General features: G+C 66.1%; 15 protein-coding genes. 5 read left to right on the top strand and 10 right to left on the bottom strand.

All coding sequences use genetic code 11. The annotated features are described in order from the left end of the window. On the bottom strand, positions 1-3149 hold a 3149-nt coding region (locus tag AX709_RS11440; protein ID WP_231727503.1), incomplete at its 3' end, for a TonB-dependent receptor. A 199-nt stretch (positions 3150-3348) separates the two neighbouring features. Here AX709_RS11440 and AX709_RS11435 point away from each other — a divergent pair. Further along, entirely contained in the window at positions 3349-4854 is a 1506-nt protein-coding gene (locus tag AX709_RS11435) for a tryptophan halogenase family protein (RefSeq protein ID WP_066549428.1), read from the top strand. On the opposite strand, the gene AX709_RS11430 is transcribed toward AX709_RS11435, so the two are convergent. Together AX709_RS11430 and AX709_RS11425 are read right to left on the bottom strand one after the other, a co-directional pair. Further along, positions 4851-5843 (bottom strand): copper resistance protein B, encoded by a 993-nt coding sequence (locus AX709_RS11430; protein WP_066549424.1) that lies wholly within the window; start codon positions 5841-5843, stop codon positions 4851-4853. The genes AX709_RS11435 and AX709_RS11430 overlap by 4 nt on opposite strands. Beyond that, entirely contained in the window at positions 5840-7669 is a 1830-nt protein-coding gene (locus AX709_RS11425) for a copper resistance system multicopper oxidase (protein WP_082731759.1), read from the bottom strand. Before AX709_RS11425 ends, AX709_RS11430 begins: the two co-directional genes overlap by 4 nt. 65 nt (positions 7670-7734) lie before the next feature. Here AX709_RS11425 and AX709_RS11420 point away from each other — a divergent pair, with 65 nt between their 5' ends. After that, positions 7735-8007, top strand: a complete 273-nt coding sequence (locus AX709_RS11420; RefSeq protein ID WP_066483404.1) for a metal-sensitive transcriptional regulator — start codon at positions 7735-7737, stop codon at positions 8005-8007. Between the two features lie 33 nt (positions 8008-8040). Here AX709_RS11420 and AX709_RS11415 read toward each other — a convergent pair whose 3' ends face one another. The 5 genes from AX709_RS11415 to AX709_RS11395 all read right to left on the bottom strand — a co-directional run bounded on the left by AX709_RS11415 (position 8041) and on the right by AX709_RS11395 (position 13195). Then, positions 8041-9144 (bottom strand): serine hydrolase, encoded by a 1104-nt coding sequence (locus AX709_RS11415; RefSeq protein WP_066549420.1) that lies wholly within the window; start codon positions 9142-9144, stop codon positions 8041-8043. A gap of 140 nt (positions 9145-9284) precedes the next feature. Next, on the bottom strand, positions 9285-10877 hold the full coding sequence (nadB, locus tag AX709_RS11410; RefSeq protein WP_066549426.1) for an L-aspartate oxidase: 1593 nt from the start codon (positions 10875-10877) through the stop codon (positions 9285-9287). A gap of 80 nt (positions 10878-10957) precedes the next feature. Beyond that, positions 10958-11785: a signal peptidase I gene (lepB, locus tag AX709_RS11405; RefSeq protein WP_066549418.1), complete on the bottom strand. Its 828-nt coding sequence runs from the start codon at positions 11783-11785 to the stop codon at positions 10958-10960. Positions 11786-11895: 110 nt separating this feature from the next. Beyond that, positions 11896-12237: a hypothetical protein gene (locus AX709_RS11400; protein ID WP_197432032.1), complete on the bottom strand. Its 342-nt coding sequence runs from the start codon at positions 12235-12237 to the stop codon at positions 11896-11898. A 34-nt stretch (positions 12238-12271) separates the two neighbouring features. Beyond that, the gene (locus AX709_RS11395) at positions 12272-13195 is read right to left on the bottom strand and encodes an ABC transporter ATP-binding protein (protein WP_066549415.1); all 924 of its coding nucleotides are present in this window, start codon (positions 13193-13195) and stop codon (positions 12272-12274) included. A 91-nt stretch (positions 13196-13286) separates the two neighbouring features. Between AX709_RS11395 and AX709_RS11390 the strand changes: the two genes are divergently transcribed. Together AX709_RS11390 and tldD are read left to right on the top strand one after the other, a co-directional pair. Next, positions 13287-13514, top strand: a complete 228-nt coding sequence (locus AX709_RS11390) for a zinc-finger domain-containing protein (RefSeq protein ID WP_066483395.1) — start codon at positions 13287-13289, stop codon at positions 13512-13514. Positions 13515-13572: 58 nt separating this feature from the next. Then, the gene (tldD, locus tag AX709_RS11385) at positions 13573-15000 is read left to right on the top strand and encodes a metalloprotease TldD (protein ID WP_066549413.1); all 1428 of its coding nucleotides are present in this window, start codon (positions 13573-13575) and stop codon (positions 14998-15000) included. Positions 15001-15004: 4 nt separating this feature from the next. Here the strand turns inward: tldD and AX709_RS11380 are convergent, their stop codons facing one another. Together AX709_RS11380 and AX709_RS11375 are read right to left on the bottom strand one after the other, a co-directional pair. Further along, positions 15005-15301: a CcdB family protein gene (locus tag AX709_RS11380; RefSeq protein ID WP_066549408.1), complete on the bottom strand. Its 297-nt coding sequence runs from the start codon at positions 15299-15301 to the stop codon at positions 15005-15007. Further along, positions 15301-15651 carry a type II toxin-antitoxin system CcdA family antitoxin gene (locus tag AX709_RS11375; protein WP_231727502.1) on the bottom strand — a complete coding sequence of 117 codons (351 nt, stop codon included), beginning with the start codon at positions 15649-15651 and terminating at the stop codon, positions 15301-15303. The genes AX709_RS11380 and AX709_RS11375 overlap by 1 nt, the downstream gene beginning before the upstream one ends. On the opposite strand from AX709_RS11375, the gene AX709_RS11370 reads away from it, so the two are divergent. Further along, positions 15616-16182, top strand: a complete 567-nt coding sequence (locus AX709_RS11370; RefSeq protein WP_066549406.1) for a pyridoxamine 5'-phosphate oxidase family protein — start codon at positions 15616-15618, stop codon at positions 16180-16182. The genes AX709_RS11375 and AX709_RS11370 overlap by 36 nt on opposite strands. Positions 16183-16222: the final 40 nt, after the last annotated feature.

The following is a 16222-nucleotide window of genomic DNA, read 5'->3' as shown; positions in this document are numbered from 1 at the left end:
TCGAAATCGATGACCTGGCTGGTCTGGGTGACTTCGTCGAGCAGGTTCACGCCCTGGACGCCGACCTTCAGATTCTTGTTCACCGTGACGAAGATCGAACCGTCAAGCTGACCGGTCGCTTCGCCATAGATGGGCGAGAACGGGAAGATGACGTCGCGCGGCGTCTGGAGGAAGTCGGAGCGCCAGTTATAGGCGACGCGCGCCGACAGGAACGACTTTTCATAGAACAGGGTCGCGTTGACCGTGTGTTTCGACACGCCCGCCAGCGGCAGATTGCCGGTGAACGGGCTTTGTTCGGCACCCAGGTTGCTGTTGTTGAAATCACCCGCATCGACATAGGTATAGGTGATCTGCGAACCAAAACCGCTCAACGGGCCGGGCAGGAAAGTATAGGTCTGCTGATAGGCCAGCTCCACGCCCTTCAACGTGCCGCCGTCGCTGTTGACGGGGCCGTTGACCAGCACGTCGGTCGAGACCCCGCTGCCGCTGGTGAAGTTGCGGACCACCGCGCCGCCGTTGACGATCCCGCTGATGTCCTTGACGAACCCGGCGAGCGTGATGGAGCCGACGCGATCGAAATACCATTCGAACGACAGATCGTAATTCCACGCCTGGGTCGGTCGAAGCAGGCGGTTGCCCGTGAAAATCTGGAACAACGGCCCGGTGTCGAGCGTGCCGGCGGAGCGCAGGTTCGTGGTATTGTCCGAAATCGCGCCCCCGGTGGCGAAGGATGACAGGTCGGGCCGGAAAATCCCCCGCGACACCGCGCCGCGCACCAGCATCCCGTTGCCGAAGTCGATCCGCGCGTTGAAGCTGGGCAGCCAGTTGTCGAAATCGATGTTCGAACTGTCGTCAATGATTTCGCTGGTGAAGACCGAGGCAAATTGCGCCAGCCGCTGCGGCGACAGGCTGCAATAGCCCGGTGCCACCTGGCCGGGCTGCAAGTTGCCGCACGCTTGCTGAAGCTCGGCGACGCTCACCCGGCCGTCGCCATTGCCGCCCGGCGGTGCATCGAAAAAGTCGCCGGCCGGGAAATTGATCTGCCCGCCGCTGCGCACCGTCGTCTTGACATAGCGCAGACCGACATTGCCGGCGAGCGTCACGTCGCCACCCAGGTCGGCACCGAAATCCGCGCGCGCATAGACGCCGAAAGTGCTTTCATCGACGTCGGAAATCTCGCCCGCCGTCCACGGCCCGCCCGCCACGACATTGGAGCGCGCGGCGAGCGGAATCCACGCATTCGGGGTCAGCGTGAAATCGGTGATCGCGCGCGCCTGGTCGCGGATCGATCCGCTCAGATAGTCGGCGACCAGATTGTCGCCGCCAAAGAAGAACGCAGATCCGTCGCCCAGCGGCACGGGGGCGTTGCCGCGCTGGAAATTGCTGCCGAACGGGTCGCGCAGCGTCGACGAACCGGGGAAGTCGCGGACATAGGCACCGCCAGGTCCGAAAACCTGTGGATCCGCGCCGTTCCAGTTGCCGCCGCGCCCGGTCCATGGCGCCCCCAGATTGCCCCAGTTGGAAAAATTGGCGTTGCGGGTCACCCGGTTGCGGTCGCCCCAGCGCGCACCGAACCGCGCCTTCTTGAAGAACCCGTCTTCGCTGACGTCATACTCCGCGTCGAAGCGCATCGTGGTCAGCTCGCCTTCGTTGCGCACCTGATTGTCGATCAGGAACCAGTAGAAGGTGTTGGCGGGATCGTTGAAATAGCCCGCCGGCGAATTGGTCGCGCCGGGCTGGAGGAACTGGACCTGCGGCGTCGTGCCCGAATTGTCGATGAAGACGTCGGTATAGGTCTGCATCGTGCCGATGAAGCCTTCCTCGGTCCGATCCGAATTGATCTTCTGCAATTCGATGTTGAAGCGCAGCCGGTCGGTCGGCTCCAGCTTGAGCGTCAGCGAATAGTCCTCGGTCATCGCCTCGTCTTCGCGCTGGAAGCGAAGCAGCTCGGTCGGGATGCCGCGCCCGCCGTTGAACGGCTGCGCCTGGGTCAGCGTGCCGGTGACAAACTGGTTGCCCTGGAACACCGGTGTCGTGCCGGGCGCGGGCACCGGAAACAGTGCGTCGTCATTGACCAGCGCCAGAATCGCGAATTCGTCGAGCGTCGCTTCGGTCTCCGCGCGCAGATATTCCAGCGTCAGCGTGGCGCGGCCGTCGCTGCTCTGCCACTGGCCGACCGCCGAATAGGCATTGCGGTCGCGGGTCAAATCGGTGGTGCGCACCCCGGCGCCCTTGGGCACGAACACCGCGCCGGCGGGCGGGAAGGCGGAGGGGTCCAGCGGATCGCCCGAAAACCCCCCCGATCCCACCGCGCGGACGCGGATGCAGCCGGCATCGAGCGTGCGCGCACGATAACAGGGGTCGGTGATCTGTGACGCATCGGTGCGCGTCACCAGTTCCGACTGGGCATAAGCGAGCTGAAGCCCGAAGGTGCCGATCCCGGTTTCAAAGGTGTTCGACGCCAGGATCGAAAAGCCGGGCGACCATTCCTTGGCCAGATCGCCATAATTGCCCTCGACCGTGCCGGCGATGCTAAAGCCGCGCTTGTCCAGCGGCTTGCGCGTGACCAGGTTGACGGTGCCGGAAATGCCGCCGTCGATCATGTCGGCGGTGCCGTTCTTGAATACTTCGACCCGGCCGAGCAGTTCGGGCGACACGTCGTTGAACGACAATTCGCGGCCGCCATTGGCGGAGAAGATGTCGCGGCCGTTCAGCTCGGAGCGGACGAAGGGCAGGCCGCGGATGATGACGCCCGACCCCTCGACCGAAAAGCGGTCGGGGTCGTTGCGTTGTTCGAAGCGCGAGATGTTGATGCCGGGCACGCGCTGCAGCGCCTCCGCCACCGATCGGTCGGGCAATGCGCCGATGTCTTCGGCCGTGATGACGTCGACGACGGTGTCGGCGTTGCGCTTAATCGTCTGGGCGCTTGCGAGCGACCGGCGGAAACCGGTGACGACAATCTCGTCTTCGGCGGGCGTTGCGGTCCCGTCGTCGGCGGGCGCGGGCTGGGCAGTGCCGTCCTGCGGTTCGGCGGCGGTCTGCGCCAATGCCGGTGGTGCGGTGAACGCGGCGAGCGCGAGGCCAGATGCCGTGGACATTGCCGCCAGGCGCGATGCGCGCGCGATGCCGCTCATGGGTTTGCGTGCCAAACCAACCTCCCCTCAAAACCTGTTTCGTGCCGGCTATGACTGCTGGCCTCGCCACGGATGATATCGGCAATTGAGAGCGTTCACAAGCGCGAAATATGAACGTTCACATGTTGGTGATTTGCGCTATGTTTCGCCCTGCCGCATCAACCGGGGCAGCAAGACCAGCCGGGACGCGCGCACGCAGGAGAGGATCGGGGACATGGCCATCGAGCATATCGTCATCGTCGGCGGGGGCACCGCAGGCTGGATGGCAGCGGCGGCGCTATCGCGGCTGCGTGCGGGCCGTCCCGTTTCGATCACGCTCATCGAATCCGAACAGATCGGCACTGTCGGCGTCGGTGAGGCGACCATACCGCCCTTTGTCGATTTCAACCGCCTGCTCGAAATCGACGAGCGCGAGATGATGTCGTGCGTGCAGGGCAGCTTCAAACTAGGCATCCAGTTCGTCAACTGGGGCAGGATCGGCGACAGCTACATCCATCCGTTCGGCAATTACGGCTATGAGATGGACGGTATTTCGTTCCACCATGTCTGGCACCGATATCACGTCGCGGGAGACAACCGCCCGATCCAGCTGTTCAACATGGAAACCATGGCGGCGCATTTCGGCCGTTTTGCCCGCACCGCCGATTATCAGCGCGACGATCTGCCGCCGGTCAACTACGCCTATCATATCGACGCGGGGCGCTATGCCCGCTTCCTGCGCACCTATGCCGAGCAGCGCGGCGTGGTGCGGCGCGAGGGCAAGGTGGGCGATGTCGCGATCGACGGCGAAACCGGCTTCGTCACGTCGGTAACGCTCGATGACGCGACGATCATCGCCGGCGACCTGTTCATCGACTGCTCGGGCTTCCGCGGCCTGCTGATCGAGCAGGCGCTGCACACCGGCTATGAGGACTGGTCGCATTATCTGCCGTGCGACCGCGCCGTCGCGCTTCCCTGCCTGCGTGAGGATGGCAGCCCGCCGCTGCCCTATACCCGCGCCACTGCGCACAGCGCCGGCTGGCAGTGGCAGGTGCCGCTCCAGCACCGCAACGGCAATGGCCACGTCTATTGCAGCAGCTTCATGGCCGACGATACCGCGCTCGACATCCTGGTCGGGAACATCGCGGGCAAGCCGGCCGCCGATCCCAACTGGCTGCGCTTCGTCACCGGGCGGCGCAAGAAGTTCTGGAACAAGAATGTCGTCGCGCTCGGCCTGGCGGCGGGGTTCATGGAGCCACTCGAATCCACGTCGATCCACCTCATCAACACCGGCATCAACAAGCTGATCGCGCTCCTCTCGCTAGACGGGGTAACGCCGGTGCAGGAGGCAGCCTTCAACCGGCTGACGGGCAAGGAATATGCGCGCATCCGCGACTTCCTGATCCTGCATTATAAATCCACGGCGCGTGACGACAGCGACTTCTGGAATCATTGCCGGACCATGGCGGTGCCCGACAGCCTCACCGAAAAGATCGAGCTGTTCCGCCACAATGGCCAGATCTTCCGCGAGGATGACGAACTGTTCACCGAGACGAGCTGGGCGGCGGTGATGATGGGTCAGGGCATTGCGATGCAGGGCCACAACGCGATGGCCGACAGCCTGCCCGAACCGACGACGCGCCAGGAATATGACGCGATCGAACAGTCGATCCAATATGTCGTCCAGCACATGCCGAGCCATGCGGACTATCTCAGCCGATACTGCCCGGCGGCGGCCTAGAACCAGAGGCGGATGCCGGCGACGAACTGGGTAACGCTGGGGTCGGTGCCGGCCGCGCGCGCGAAGTCCGCGCCGCGACCGGTGCGCCAGCTTTGCTCGACGCCGATATAGGGGGCAAACTCGCGCACGAATTCATAGCGTAACCGCACGCCGAAATCGAAATGGTCGAGCCCGGCTCCCACGCCCAGCATCGGGATATCCTGGGCGGCGAGATTGGCTTCGATACGGGGCTGAACGATCAGGCGCTGAGTGATGCGCTGGTCGAGCTCAGCCTCGATCCGCGCGGTCAGGTCGCCGCGATGCGACAGGAACAGGGCAGCGTCGATCTCGAACAGATAGGGCGCGAGCCCCTGGATGCCGACGACCGCATGGGTCGTGTCCGGCCCGGCGATTTCGTGGCGAATGCCGGCCTGCACATCGAAGAACGGCGCGATCGCGCGCGCATAGAGCGCCTGCACCTCGGCATCGTCGGGGGCGGCGCCGAACGCCCCTTCGCCTTCGCTCTTGAACCACAGCCGCTCGGTCGGTCCGCCATAATAGCCCTGTATGTCCCACAGATAGCCGTCGCGGCCATCGCGCATCTGGACTTCCGCCCGATCGACCTGGAACCAGAACAGCGGATAATCGCCGTGCACCTGCTGCAACGCGCGCCGCGACGCCCGCATCGCCTCGGCGCCCCAGATCGCATCGGCGGCGCGCGGCGGGCCGCTGCCGGCCCCGGGCGGGGGTGGCGTCTCGATGCCGGGGGCCTCAGCCGGTGGGCTTGGCGGGCTTGGCGGGGCCGGCATTGCATGTCCCGCGTGCGGATCGGCCATCTGGTGCCCGGCGTGCGGGTCGGCCTGAACCGGCGGAAGCGTCGGTTCGGGTGTCGGCGCAGGTGAGGCTTGATGCGCGCTGTGGCCGCCATGGCCGCCATGATCCTGGGCCTCGGCAGGCGTGGCCGCCACCGCGACGGCGAGCGCCAGCACTGGGCCATGGGCGAGCGTCACGCCGGCTGCTCCGGCCCTATCACGGTCACCGTCTGCATCATGCCGCCATGCATGTGATAGAGCAGGTGGCAGTGAAACGCCCAGTCGCCGGGTTCGTCGGCGGTCAGGTCGAACGTCGCGCTGGCGCCGGGCTGGACGATCATCGTGTTCTTGCGCGGCTGGCGTTCGGCAGGCTGGCCGTTGACCAGTTCAAAGAACATCCCGTGCAGATGGATGGGGTGCGCCATCATCGTGTTGTTGACCAGCTTGACGCGTACCCGCTCGTTCCAGGCAAAGCGGATCGGCACGTCGCTGACCGCCGAATACATCCGGCCGTCGAACGACCACATATAGCGTTCCATGTTGCCGGTCAGGTGAAGCTCGATCAGTCGCGTCGGCGCGCGAACCTCGGGGCGCGGATCGCGAGCGGCGAGCATCCGGTAATTGAGCACGCGGTGCGGCACGTCGCGCAGGCCGAGCCCGGGGTCGCCCATTTTGTCGACCGGCGCCATCGCCACCATGTCGATCCCCGGCCCCACCGCCACGTCGGGCGGCAGCAGTGACGTGTCGCGCATCTTCATGCCGGCCATGTCCATCGCGGGATCGGACCTTGGCTTCGCATCATCGGCGGTCATGCCATGGCCCATCGCACCATGGTCCATCGTGCCATGACCCATGTTCGCATGATCCATGCCGCCTTCACCGGTGGCACCGTGATTCGCCGCGCCATGGTTCATGCCCATGTCGCCCATCGTCAGCACCGGCGGATCGCGCAGCGGCGGCACGTCGGCGCGCAATCCCGGGGCGCTGGCCAGCGTGGCGACCGCCATGCCCGATCGCTCCATCGATTCCGCCACGATGGTATAGGCGGGCGCCGAACCCGGCTCGACGATCACGTCATAGGTTTCGGCGGTGCCGATCTGGAACTCGTCGACCTCGACCGGCCGCACCGGCTGGCCGTCGGTGGCGACGACCTGCATCGCCAGGCCCGGGATGCGCACGTTGAAGAAGCTCTGCGCCGACCCGTTGATGACGCGCAGGCGGATCCGCTCGCCGGCGCGGAACAGATATTCCATCCCCTCGCCCGGCCCCCGGCCATTGGCGAGAAAGGTGTACGTCGGTGCGCCGATGTCCGCAATGTCGGTCGGCATCATGCGCATCCGGCCCCACATCCGCCTTTCTTCCGCCGACATCGGATAATCGTCGGTCAACGTGTTCTGGCGATAGTTGAAATAGCCGCCGCCGGTGCGCAGCCGGTTCATGATGAAATGCGGGTCGAGCGTGGTGAACTCGCTGAGCAGCAGGATGTAGTCGCGATCGACACGCAGGGGATCGCCGCCGCGCGGCGCGATGATCATCGGCCCGTAATGGCCGGACTGTTCCTGCAGGCCGGAATGACTGTGGTACCAGTAGGTCCCGGCCTGGCGAACGGGAAAATCATAGGTGAAGGTCTCGCCCGGGCGGATGCCGGGAAAGCTGATGCCGGGCACGCCGTCATACTGGAACGGCACCAGCAGGCCGTGCCAATGCACCGAACTGTCGACGTCGAGCCTGTTCGTGACGTTCAGGCGGACGCGCTGGCCCTCGACCAGGCGGATGAGCGGGCCGGGCACGCTGCCGTTCACCGCGACGCCGGGACCGCGCCGCCCCTCGACCACGCGATGGCCGCTGCCGATCGTCAGGTCGATCACCTCGCCTGACACCTCGTCGAAGCCGGCCGGGATCGGGCCGCCGCGGCGCGGCGCGCGGTGCATCGAATGCCCCTGCGCCCAGGCCGGCATCGTCAGCAACGATGCGCCGGCACCCATGCCGGCCAGCACCGATCGCCGTGAACGTGAATGCACCATGGTGTTGCCTGTCCTTCGCCGCGCCGATACTATACCCCCCTTGGGTATTCAAGCGGGTCGGCGAGATGGGTAGGCACAAGGCGGAAATCCGCAATCGGCTGAAGCGAATCGAGGGGCAGGTGCGCGGCGTCATCCAGATGGTGGAGGACGATCGCTATTGCATCGACATCCTCCATCAGGTCCAGGCGATCAAGGCGGCGCTCGGCAAGGCCGAGAGCGAGATCCTGAAGGACCACGCCGCCTGCTGCGTCGGCGAGGCGATCGCCGCGGGCGACGCCAATGAACAGCGTGCCAAGTTCAACGAGCTGATCGAGCTGTTCGAAAAAGTGAAGCGCTGAACGAACCGACGGCCGGGCGGCCGGCAACGGCGATCAGCGGTGATTGGCGACGACGCTCGCGACGACGGTCTGCATCAGCTGCTGGCGCTCGGGAATCGGCCGGCGCGTGTCGCCGATCAGGACCGCGATCGCATAGCTCTTGCCGTCGGGTGCGGTCAGAATGCCGACATCGTTGAAGCCCGCGGTGCGGCCAAAGAAATCCTGGCCGGTCCCGGTCTTGTGCCCCAGCACCCAGCCGGCAGGCACCGCACCCTTCAGCCGCGCGCGGCCGGTGCGCGATTCCTGCATGGTGGAGATGAGCAACGTCGTCGATCCCGCCGACAAAAGCTCGCCCCGCTTCAGCCGGGCAAGCGCGTTGGCGATCGCCGCCGCCCCCGCCCCGTCGATCGGTTCGGCGACATAGCTGTCGAACGCCGCCTGACGCACTTCGCGCGGCAGCTTGGCACGGGCCGCCTCGAACGCGCGGCCCATCGCATAATCCTGCTTCCATTCCAGCCCGGCGGTGCGCGACTGGAGCAGCCGTTCGCCGGGGCCGAAGCGGATATTGCCGAGATTGCGGTCGGCGATGAAGCCGCGCACCGCCTGCGGCCCGCCGACCAGCTGGAGCAGCCGGTCATTGGCGGTATTGTCGCTCATCGTCATGGCGCGGCGGAACAGTTCGCCCACCGTCGTCCGATAGCTGCCGTCCTTCATCAAGCCGGCGATCGGCTGATGGAACAGCGTCAGGTCGTTGCGGGTGATCGTCACCGAATCCTCGAGCCGCACGCGACCTTTGTCGCGCGCATCGAGCATCGTCATCGCCACCCACAGCTTGCTGACGCTTTGCTGCGGCATGCGCTGGTCGCCGTTCTTGGCGACCATCCAGCCTTCATCGATGCTCTTGACCGCGATGCCGACCTTGCCCCCGAATTCGGTCGCGATCGCGTCGATGCCCGTCACCAATGCCGCGGGGGCCACGGGAGGCGGCGGCGCGGGGCGCACCGCGGCAGGCACCGGCATCACCGCCCGCGGGGCCGGGGCCGCGCTGAGCGTCGGGGCGGGGGTGGAGGGGGCGACACAGCTGAGCAGAATGAACGGCGCGAGCCCGGCCACCGTCGTCGCACGCTGGCGTTTCGTAAAGGGCTGAAACCCCGTCATTTCCCTCGCTCGCTCATTGCCGGGACCATGCCTGCTTCCGCGTGAACACCAAATGTAGGCAGACACAGCTTGCGACAGGCCGCAAGAAAGCAGCGACGAGCCGTGTTTTCGGCGAGTCGAGCCGCGGAACCTTCGGCCCTTCAGGGGAGGAGGACGGTATCGACGGCGGTTTCAAGCCGATCGGGGTAGTCGAGCGTGTAGTGGAGGCCCCGGCTTTCGCGCCGCTGGAGCGCGCAGCGGACGATCAGTTCGGCCGATTGCAGCAGATTGCGCAGCTCGATCAGGTCGGGCGTGACGCGGAAATGGCCGTAATAGTCGTTCACTTCCTCGGTCAGCAGGCGGATGCGGTGCGCCGCGCGCTCCAGTCGCTTGGTGGTGCGCACGATGCCGACATAGTTCCACATGAAGCGGCGGATTTCGGTCCAGTTCTGCTTGATGACGACTTCCTCGTCCGAATCGGTCACGCGGCTCTCGTCCCAGGGGCGAATGGCGGGCGGCGGCGGCAGGTCGTCCCAGTTGGCGGCGATGTGCGCCGCCGCCGCCTCGCCGAACACGAAACATTCGAGCAGGCTGTTCGACGCGAGCCGGTTCGCGCCATGCAGGCCCGACTGAGTGACTTCGCCCGCCGCGTAAAGGCCGGGCAGGTCGGTGCGCCCGTCGCGATCGACGACGACACCGCCGCAGGTATAATGCTGGGCCGGCACCACCGGGATCGGCTCGCGCGTCATGTCGATGCCAAGTCCGGTCAGCTTGGCATGAATGGTCGGGAAATGCGCGGCGACGAAGTCCGCGCCGCGATGGCTGATGTCGAGATGGACGTAATCGAGCCCGAACCGCTTGATCTCTGCGTCGATCGCGCGCGCCACCACGTCGCGGGGCGCCAGTTCCAGCCGCTCGGGATCGTAATAGGCCATGAAGCGCTTGTGCGTGACCGGGTTGATCAGGTGCCCGCCCTCGCCCCGGACCGCCTCGGTGATCAGGAAATTCTTGACCTCGAGGTGGAACAGGCAGGTCGGGTGGAACTGCATGAACTCCATGTTGGAAATCCGGCAACCCGCCCGCCACGCCATGGCGATGCCGTCGCCGGTCGCCCCTTTTGGTGCGGTCGAGAACTGATAGGTGCGCCCCGCCCCGCCGGTCGCCAGCACGGTCGCGCGCGCGGTGAACAGCTCGACCCGCCCGGTTGCGCGGTTGACCGCATAGACGCCGTGGACATGCCCCGCGCCCGAATAGCGAAGCTCGTGCCGGCTGGTCGCCAGGTCGATGCAGATCATGTCGGGGACAAGCGTGATGTTGGGATTGGCGCGCGCGGCCTTCAGCAACGCTTCCTGCACCGCCCAGCCGGTCGCGTCGTCGACATGGACGATGCGGCGGTGGCTGTGCCCGCCCTCGCGCGTCAGGTGCAGCGTGTTGCCGTCCATGTTGAACGGCACGCCCAGCTCGACGAGCCGCGCGATGGCGGCGGGCGCGCCCTCGACCACGAACTCGACGGTGGCGCGATCGTTGAGGCCCGCGCCGGCGATCATCGTGTCCTCGACATGATTGTCGAACGTGTCGCCGGGTTCGAGCACCGCGGCGATGCCGCCCTGTGCCCAGGCAGTCGACCCTTCGTTCATCGCCCCCTTCGCCAGCACGGTGACGCGGAACCGGCCGGCCAGATTGAGCGCCGCGGTAAGCCCGGCCGCGCCCGAGCCGATGACCAGGATGTCGGTAGAATGCGGGTCGTGGGTCAAGCGCATCGCCCCTGAGGATGGAACAGTGCGCTTATGAAGGCGGTTGCGTAGGGCTTGGCAAGGGTCTGCGAGATGGGAGGCTATGGCATGGCGCGTTTCGGGCGCAGCGACACCCCGGCGCGTTCGGTGCGCAGTGACCAGGGCCAGCGCAACGGATTCCACCCGGCGCTGCCATCCACCGAGAAGCTGATGAACTCGGCGCGCCCCGCGATGTTCTCTACCGGAATAGCGCCACCCAAGCCGGTTTGCGCAATCGGTACGCGGCTGTCGGCGCTGTTGTCGCGATTGTCGCCCATGACGAAAACGTGGCCGGCCGGCACGACATAGGGTGGCGTGTCATCGGCGGCACCGATGCCATTTTCTATCGTGTCATAGGAGGTTCCGTCGGGCAGCGTTTCGCGAATGATGTGCAGGCTGCACGATCGCCCGCCGCGCGACAGCTGACCGCCGCCGCGACATGCGAAGTTGGGATCGACCGGGAAAGCACGTCGACCCAAGTCGGTTGTATGGACGCGACGACCGTTCAACCAGAGCCGTCCATTGACCATCTGCACCTGGTCGCCGGGCAAGCCAATGACGCGCTTGATCCAATCCTCGCTGCGCCGGTCGCGATCGGGCGGCGTGAAGACCACGACATCCCCTCGTCGAGGCACCCGTCCGAACAGCCGCCCCGGCAGGGGCGGCAGCACGTGAAAACTGGGCGAGATGAACGACCAGCCATAGGGAAATTTCGAGACGACAATGTTGTCGCCGGTCATCAGCCCCGGAAGCATCGATTCAGATGGGATGTAGAACGGCTTCACGATCAGGCTGTTCAGCGCAAACGTGCCCAGCATCAGCACGGCGAAGAAACGAAGCTCCGAACGCCATTTCGACGCGGCGGGCAGGGAAGTGTCGGGGGCGACCATCGCGACGGACTGTGCGCCGCCGTCGCGACGGTCCAGCCTGAAGCCGTCCGGACGCCGCGCCTTTCGTGTCCGGACAATGCGGTGACGGGCGCAATCAGGAGGGTCGGGTGCTAACCCGCGCGATACTCGCTTCGGCTGACGACGCCGTCGTGATTGCGATCGAGCTGGTCAAAGCTGGGGAGCGGCGGTCGTGCCGACTGCGCCAGCGACGGCGCGGCAACACCGGCACCGAGCACCGCGCCGACCATCCACGCGGCGGCGATCCGCCATGCCGCCGACTGACGGCGCGCCGGACGCGGCAGTTCACCCGCGAGATGCCGGTCGATCAGATCGCGCAGCGCGCCGCTGGCGGTGCGGTCTTCCAGCTGGCACTGCGCGATGAACGCCGATTTGACCTGATCAGGCAATCGGATTTCGATCGTCACATTCTTCTTGAGGTCGCTCGACATCACCTGCGTTCTCCTTGACGGGCCGAAGCAGCGGCGCTCACGCAATCGTCGCCCGCGTCAGATTAAGGAACACGTCCTCCAGGTCCGGATCGCGGGTCACCACGTCGACGATGCCGTAGCCGCTGGCCTGGACGGCGGCGAGGACGTCGCCGGCGTTCACTTCGTCCTTTGAATAAGTGATCGCCAGCACGCGGTCGCCCTTCAGCGTGATCTTCTGGAAGCATGCGGCCTCGGGCGGCGCGGCGACGTCGCGGTCGACGGTCACCTCGACCTGCTTCTCGCGCGCCATGCCGACCAGCGCGCGGGTCGGTTCATTGGCGATCAGCCGGCCATGGTTGATGATGGCGATACGGTCGCACAGCTCCTCGGCCTCCTCGAGATAATGGGTGGTCAGCACCACCGTCACCCCGCCCTGGTTCAATTCGCGCACGAACGCCCAGAGCTGCTGGCGAAGCTCGATATCGACGCCGGCGGTCGGCTCGTCGAGCACCAGCACGGGCGGCGAATGCACCATCGCTTTCGCCACCATCAGCCGCCGCTTCATCCCGCCCGACAGCGTGCGCGAATAGGCGTTGGCCTTGTCCTCCAGCCGCATCGCGCGCAGCAGCTCCATCGTGCGGCGCCTGCCCTTGGGCACGCCATAGAGGCCGGCCTGGTTCTCCAGCGTTTCGGCGGGGGTGAAGAAGGGGTCGAAGGTGATTTCCTGATTGACGATGCCGATCGACGCCTTGGCATTGCGGGGGTGCTGGTCGATGTCGAAGCCCCAGATCGAGGCGCGCCCGGCGGTCTTGTTGACCAGCCCCGCCAGCACATTGATCAGCGTCGACTTGCCCGCGCCATTGGGGCCGAGCAGGCCGAAGATCGACCCGCGCCGGACGCTGAAGCTGACATCGCTCAGCGCCTGCTTGCCGCCCTTGTAGGTCTTGGACAGACCGTCGATTTCGATTGCCGCGTCCTGCATGCTCCGCGACCTAAGCCGCCGCCCCGCCGGAGCCAAGCGGAATCGATTCGGCAATTGTCGCGCGGCTTTTGGCTTGCTAACGCCGCGAGCCATGATCCCGCCGCCTGAAGTGATCCGCGTCACCACCCCCCGCGTCAGCTGTGACGGCGCTGGCGACATCGCGCCCGCGCTCGGCCATCCCCGCGTGTTCCTGCAGATCGACGAGCATGGCTATGTCGATTGCGGCTATTGCGACCGGCGCTTCGTGCTGATCGGCGGCCCCGCAGACGGCGCGGACCAGGGCAAGCTGCCCGATATCTCATCGGGTGCAAGCCTCTAGCCGCTGCTGCGGATGACAGCCCGGATGACAGGGCGTGATTGCTGCCTATATTCGGGCGATGATCCACGCCCCCGACCCCCGCGCCTTCCTCTACCGCGACGGCCTTGACCCCGACACCGCGCAGAAACTGACCGCCCAGTTGCTGGCGCGCGCCGATGATGGCGAGCTGTACCTGCAATATCGCAAGTCCGAAGCATTCGGGTTCGACGACGGGCGGCTGAAGACCGCATCCTACAATACCGATGCCGGGTTCGGGCTGCGCGCGGTGTCGGGCGAGACGACCGCCTTTGCCCATGCCAACGAGCTGTCGGTCGCCGCGATCGCGCGCGCGGGTGAGACCATGGCGCTGATCGATCCCGCGAGCGGCCCGCGCGCCGCGCCGCCGCCGCGCACCAACCGGCACCTCTATACCGATGCCGATCCGATCGACCTGATCCCGTTTGCCGACAAGGTCGCGATCTGCCAGACGATCGACGCGGCGGCCCGCGCCCGCGACCCGCGCGTCGTCCAGGTCTCGGTCAGCCTGCTCGGCAGCTGGAGCGTGGTCGAGATCGTCCGCCCCGACGGCTTCACCGCCACCGACATCCGCCCGCTCACCCGCCTCAACGTGTCGATCGTCGTCGAGCAGAATGGCCGGCGCGAAACGGGCAGCTTCGGCACGGGCGGCCGCGCGCTCTATGACCGGCTGCTGACGCCGGAGACGTGGAACCGTGCGATCGACGAGGCCCTGGCCCAGGCGCTGGTCAATCTGGAAGCGGTCGATGCGCCAGCGGGCGACATGCCGGTGCTGCTCGGCCCCGGCTGGTGCGGCGTGCTGCTCCACGAAGCGGTCGGCCACGGGCTGGAGGGCGATTTCAATCGCAAGGGGACGAGCGCCTTTTCCGGCCGCATCGGCCAGCGCGTCGCCGCCCCCGGCGTGACCGTGGTCGATGACGGATCGATCCTCGACCGACGCGGGTCGCTGACGATCGATGACGAGGGCACGCCGACGCGGGAAAACATCCTGATCGAGGACGGCATTCTCAAAGGCTATATCCACGACCGGCTGAACGCGCGGCTGATGGGGGTCGAGCCGACCGGCAATGGCCGGCGCGAGAGTTTCGCACACGCACCGATGCCGCGCATGACCAACACCTTCATGCGCGCCGGCCGCGACGACCCGGCCGAGCTGATGACGCGGGTGAAGAAGGGCATCTATGCCAAGTCGTTCGGCGGCGGGCAGGTCGACATCGTGTCGGGCAAGTTCGTGTTCTCCTGCATCGAAGCCTATAAAATCGAGGACGGCCGGCTGGGCGCGCCGATCAAGGGCGCGACGCTGATCGGCGACGGCCCGACCGTGCTGACCAAGGTGTCGGGCATCGGCCACGATTTCGCGCTCGACGAAGGCATCGGCATGTGCGGCAAGGGCGGGCAGAGCGTACCGGCGGGCGTGGGCCAGCCGACCTTGCTGGTCGATGGGCTGACGGTCGGCGGGACGGCGGTGTGAAGTATTACACCCCGGTCAGCATCATGTCGTATGCAGAGATGATCTGATACCGGTGCCGAGCAAGCGATGCGACATGGACCTGAAGCTCAGCGCGACTGACCGCGGCCGCAAATTGGGTGATCAACGCATAATCGCGACCATCCAGGTCGAAGACCGGGTTCAGCCGCGGGCGTAATGATGGTGCGTCTTCGACTGGAACCAGCGGCGCGACGAGTCTGGTGGAGAGGTTGGCGAGCGCGTCGGCCTGGCAATCAAGCAGGAGCTGCCCGTCGCGATTTGCGTAGACGTCGAATTGCGCCATCAAAAGAGGCGATAGCGCTCAAGCGGCAGGCCGTTCTGTTCGACCCACGTATTGACACTTTCCGCCCATTCCCGGTTGTCATCGCGCCAGCGCTTCTGACGTTCCTCGTGGCTTGCTACGCGAAGCGCAGCCTCGCAAACCTGTGACAGATTTAGCCCAACCTCGCGCGCGGCGGCCACCACTCCGGTATCAAGCGACAGGTTGACGGGTTTGCGCTTGCCTGAAGAGACTGGATCAGGCTTCATGCGCAAAGAATATGCGCACGAGATGATAGCGTCAACATGATCGCTGCCGGACGGCGGGAGAAAAAGCGAATGGCCGAGTTCTTCGACAGCCTGAACGACGATCAACGCGCCTTCATCGCGCGGCAGCCCGTGTTCTTTGTCGCGACCGCGGCAGAGGGCGCGCGGATCAACCTCAGCCCCAAGGGCATGGACAGTTTCCGGGTGCTCGACGACCGCCGCGTCGCCTATCTCGACCTGGGCGGATCGGGCAACGAGACGCAGGCGCATCTGAACGTCGACGGGCGCATTACCATCATGTTCTGCGCGTTCGACAATCCCGCGCTGATCCTGCGCATCTATGGCCGAGGCAGCTGCACCGTGGCGGGCGACCCCGGCTATGACGCGATGGCGGCGCATTTCCCGCGCCTGCCCGGCGCGCGGCAGATTTTCGAGATTGCGGTCGACAGCATACAGACGAGCTGCGGCTGGGGCGTGCCGCATATGGCGCTGGAACGCGAGCGCAAGACGCTGGTCAAATACCACGCGACCCAGGATGCCGGGGTAAGGCTGGCCCGGATTGCCGACCGCACGCACAGCATCGATGGCCTGCCGGTGCGGGTGCAGACGGTCATGCCCGCCGCCGACCCCATCGCGTGAACGTGCCCGCAACCCCCCGCCCCGGTGCGTTGACCGGGCT

Origin of the sequence: Sphingomonas sp. CCH15-F11 (genome assembly GCF_001557005.1) — a bacterium.
GTDB lineage: Bacteria > Pseudomonadota > Alphaproteobacteria > Sphingomonadales > Sphingomonadaceae > Sphingomonas.
This window is presented reverse-complemented; position numbering and strand designations above follow the sequence as displayed.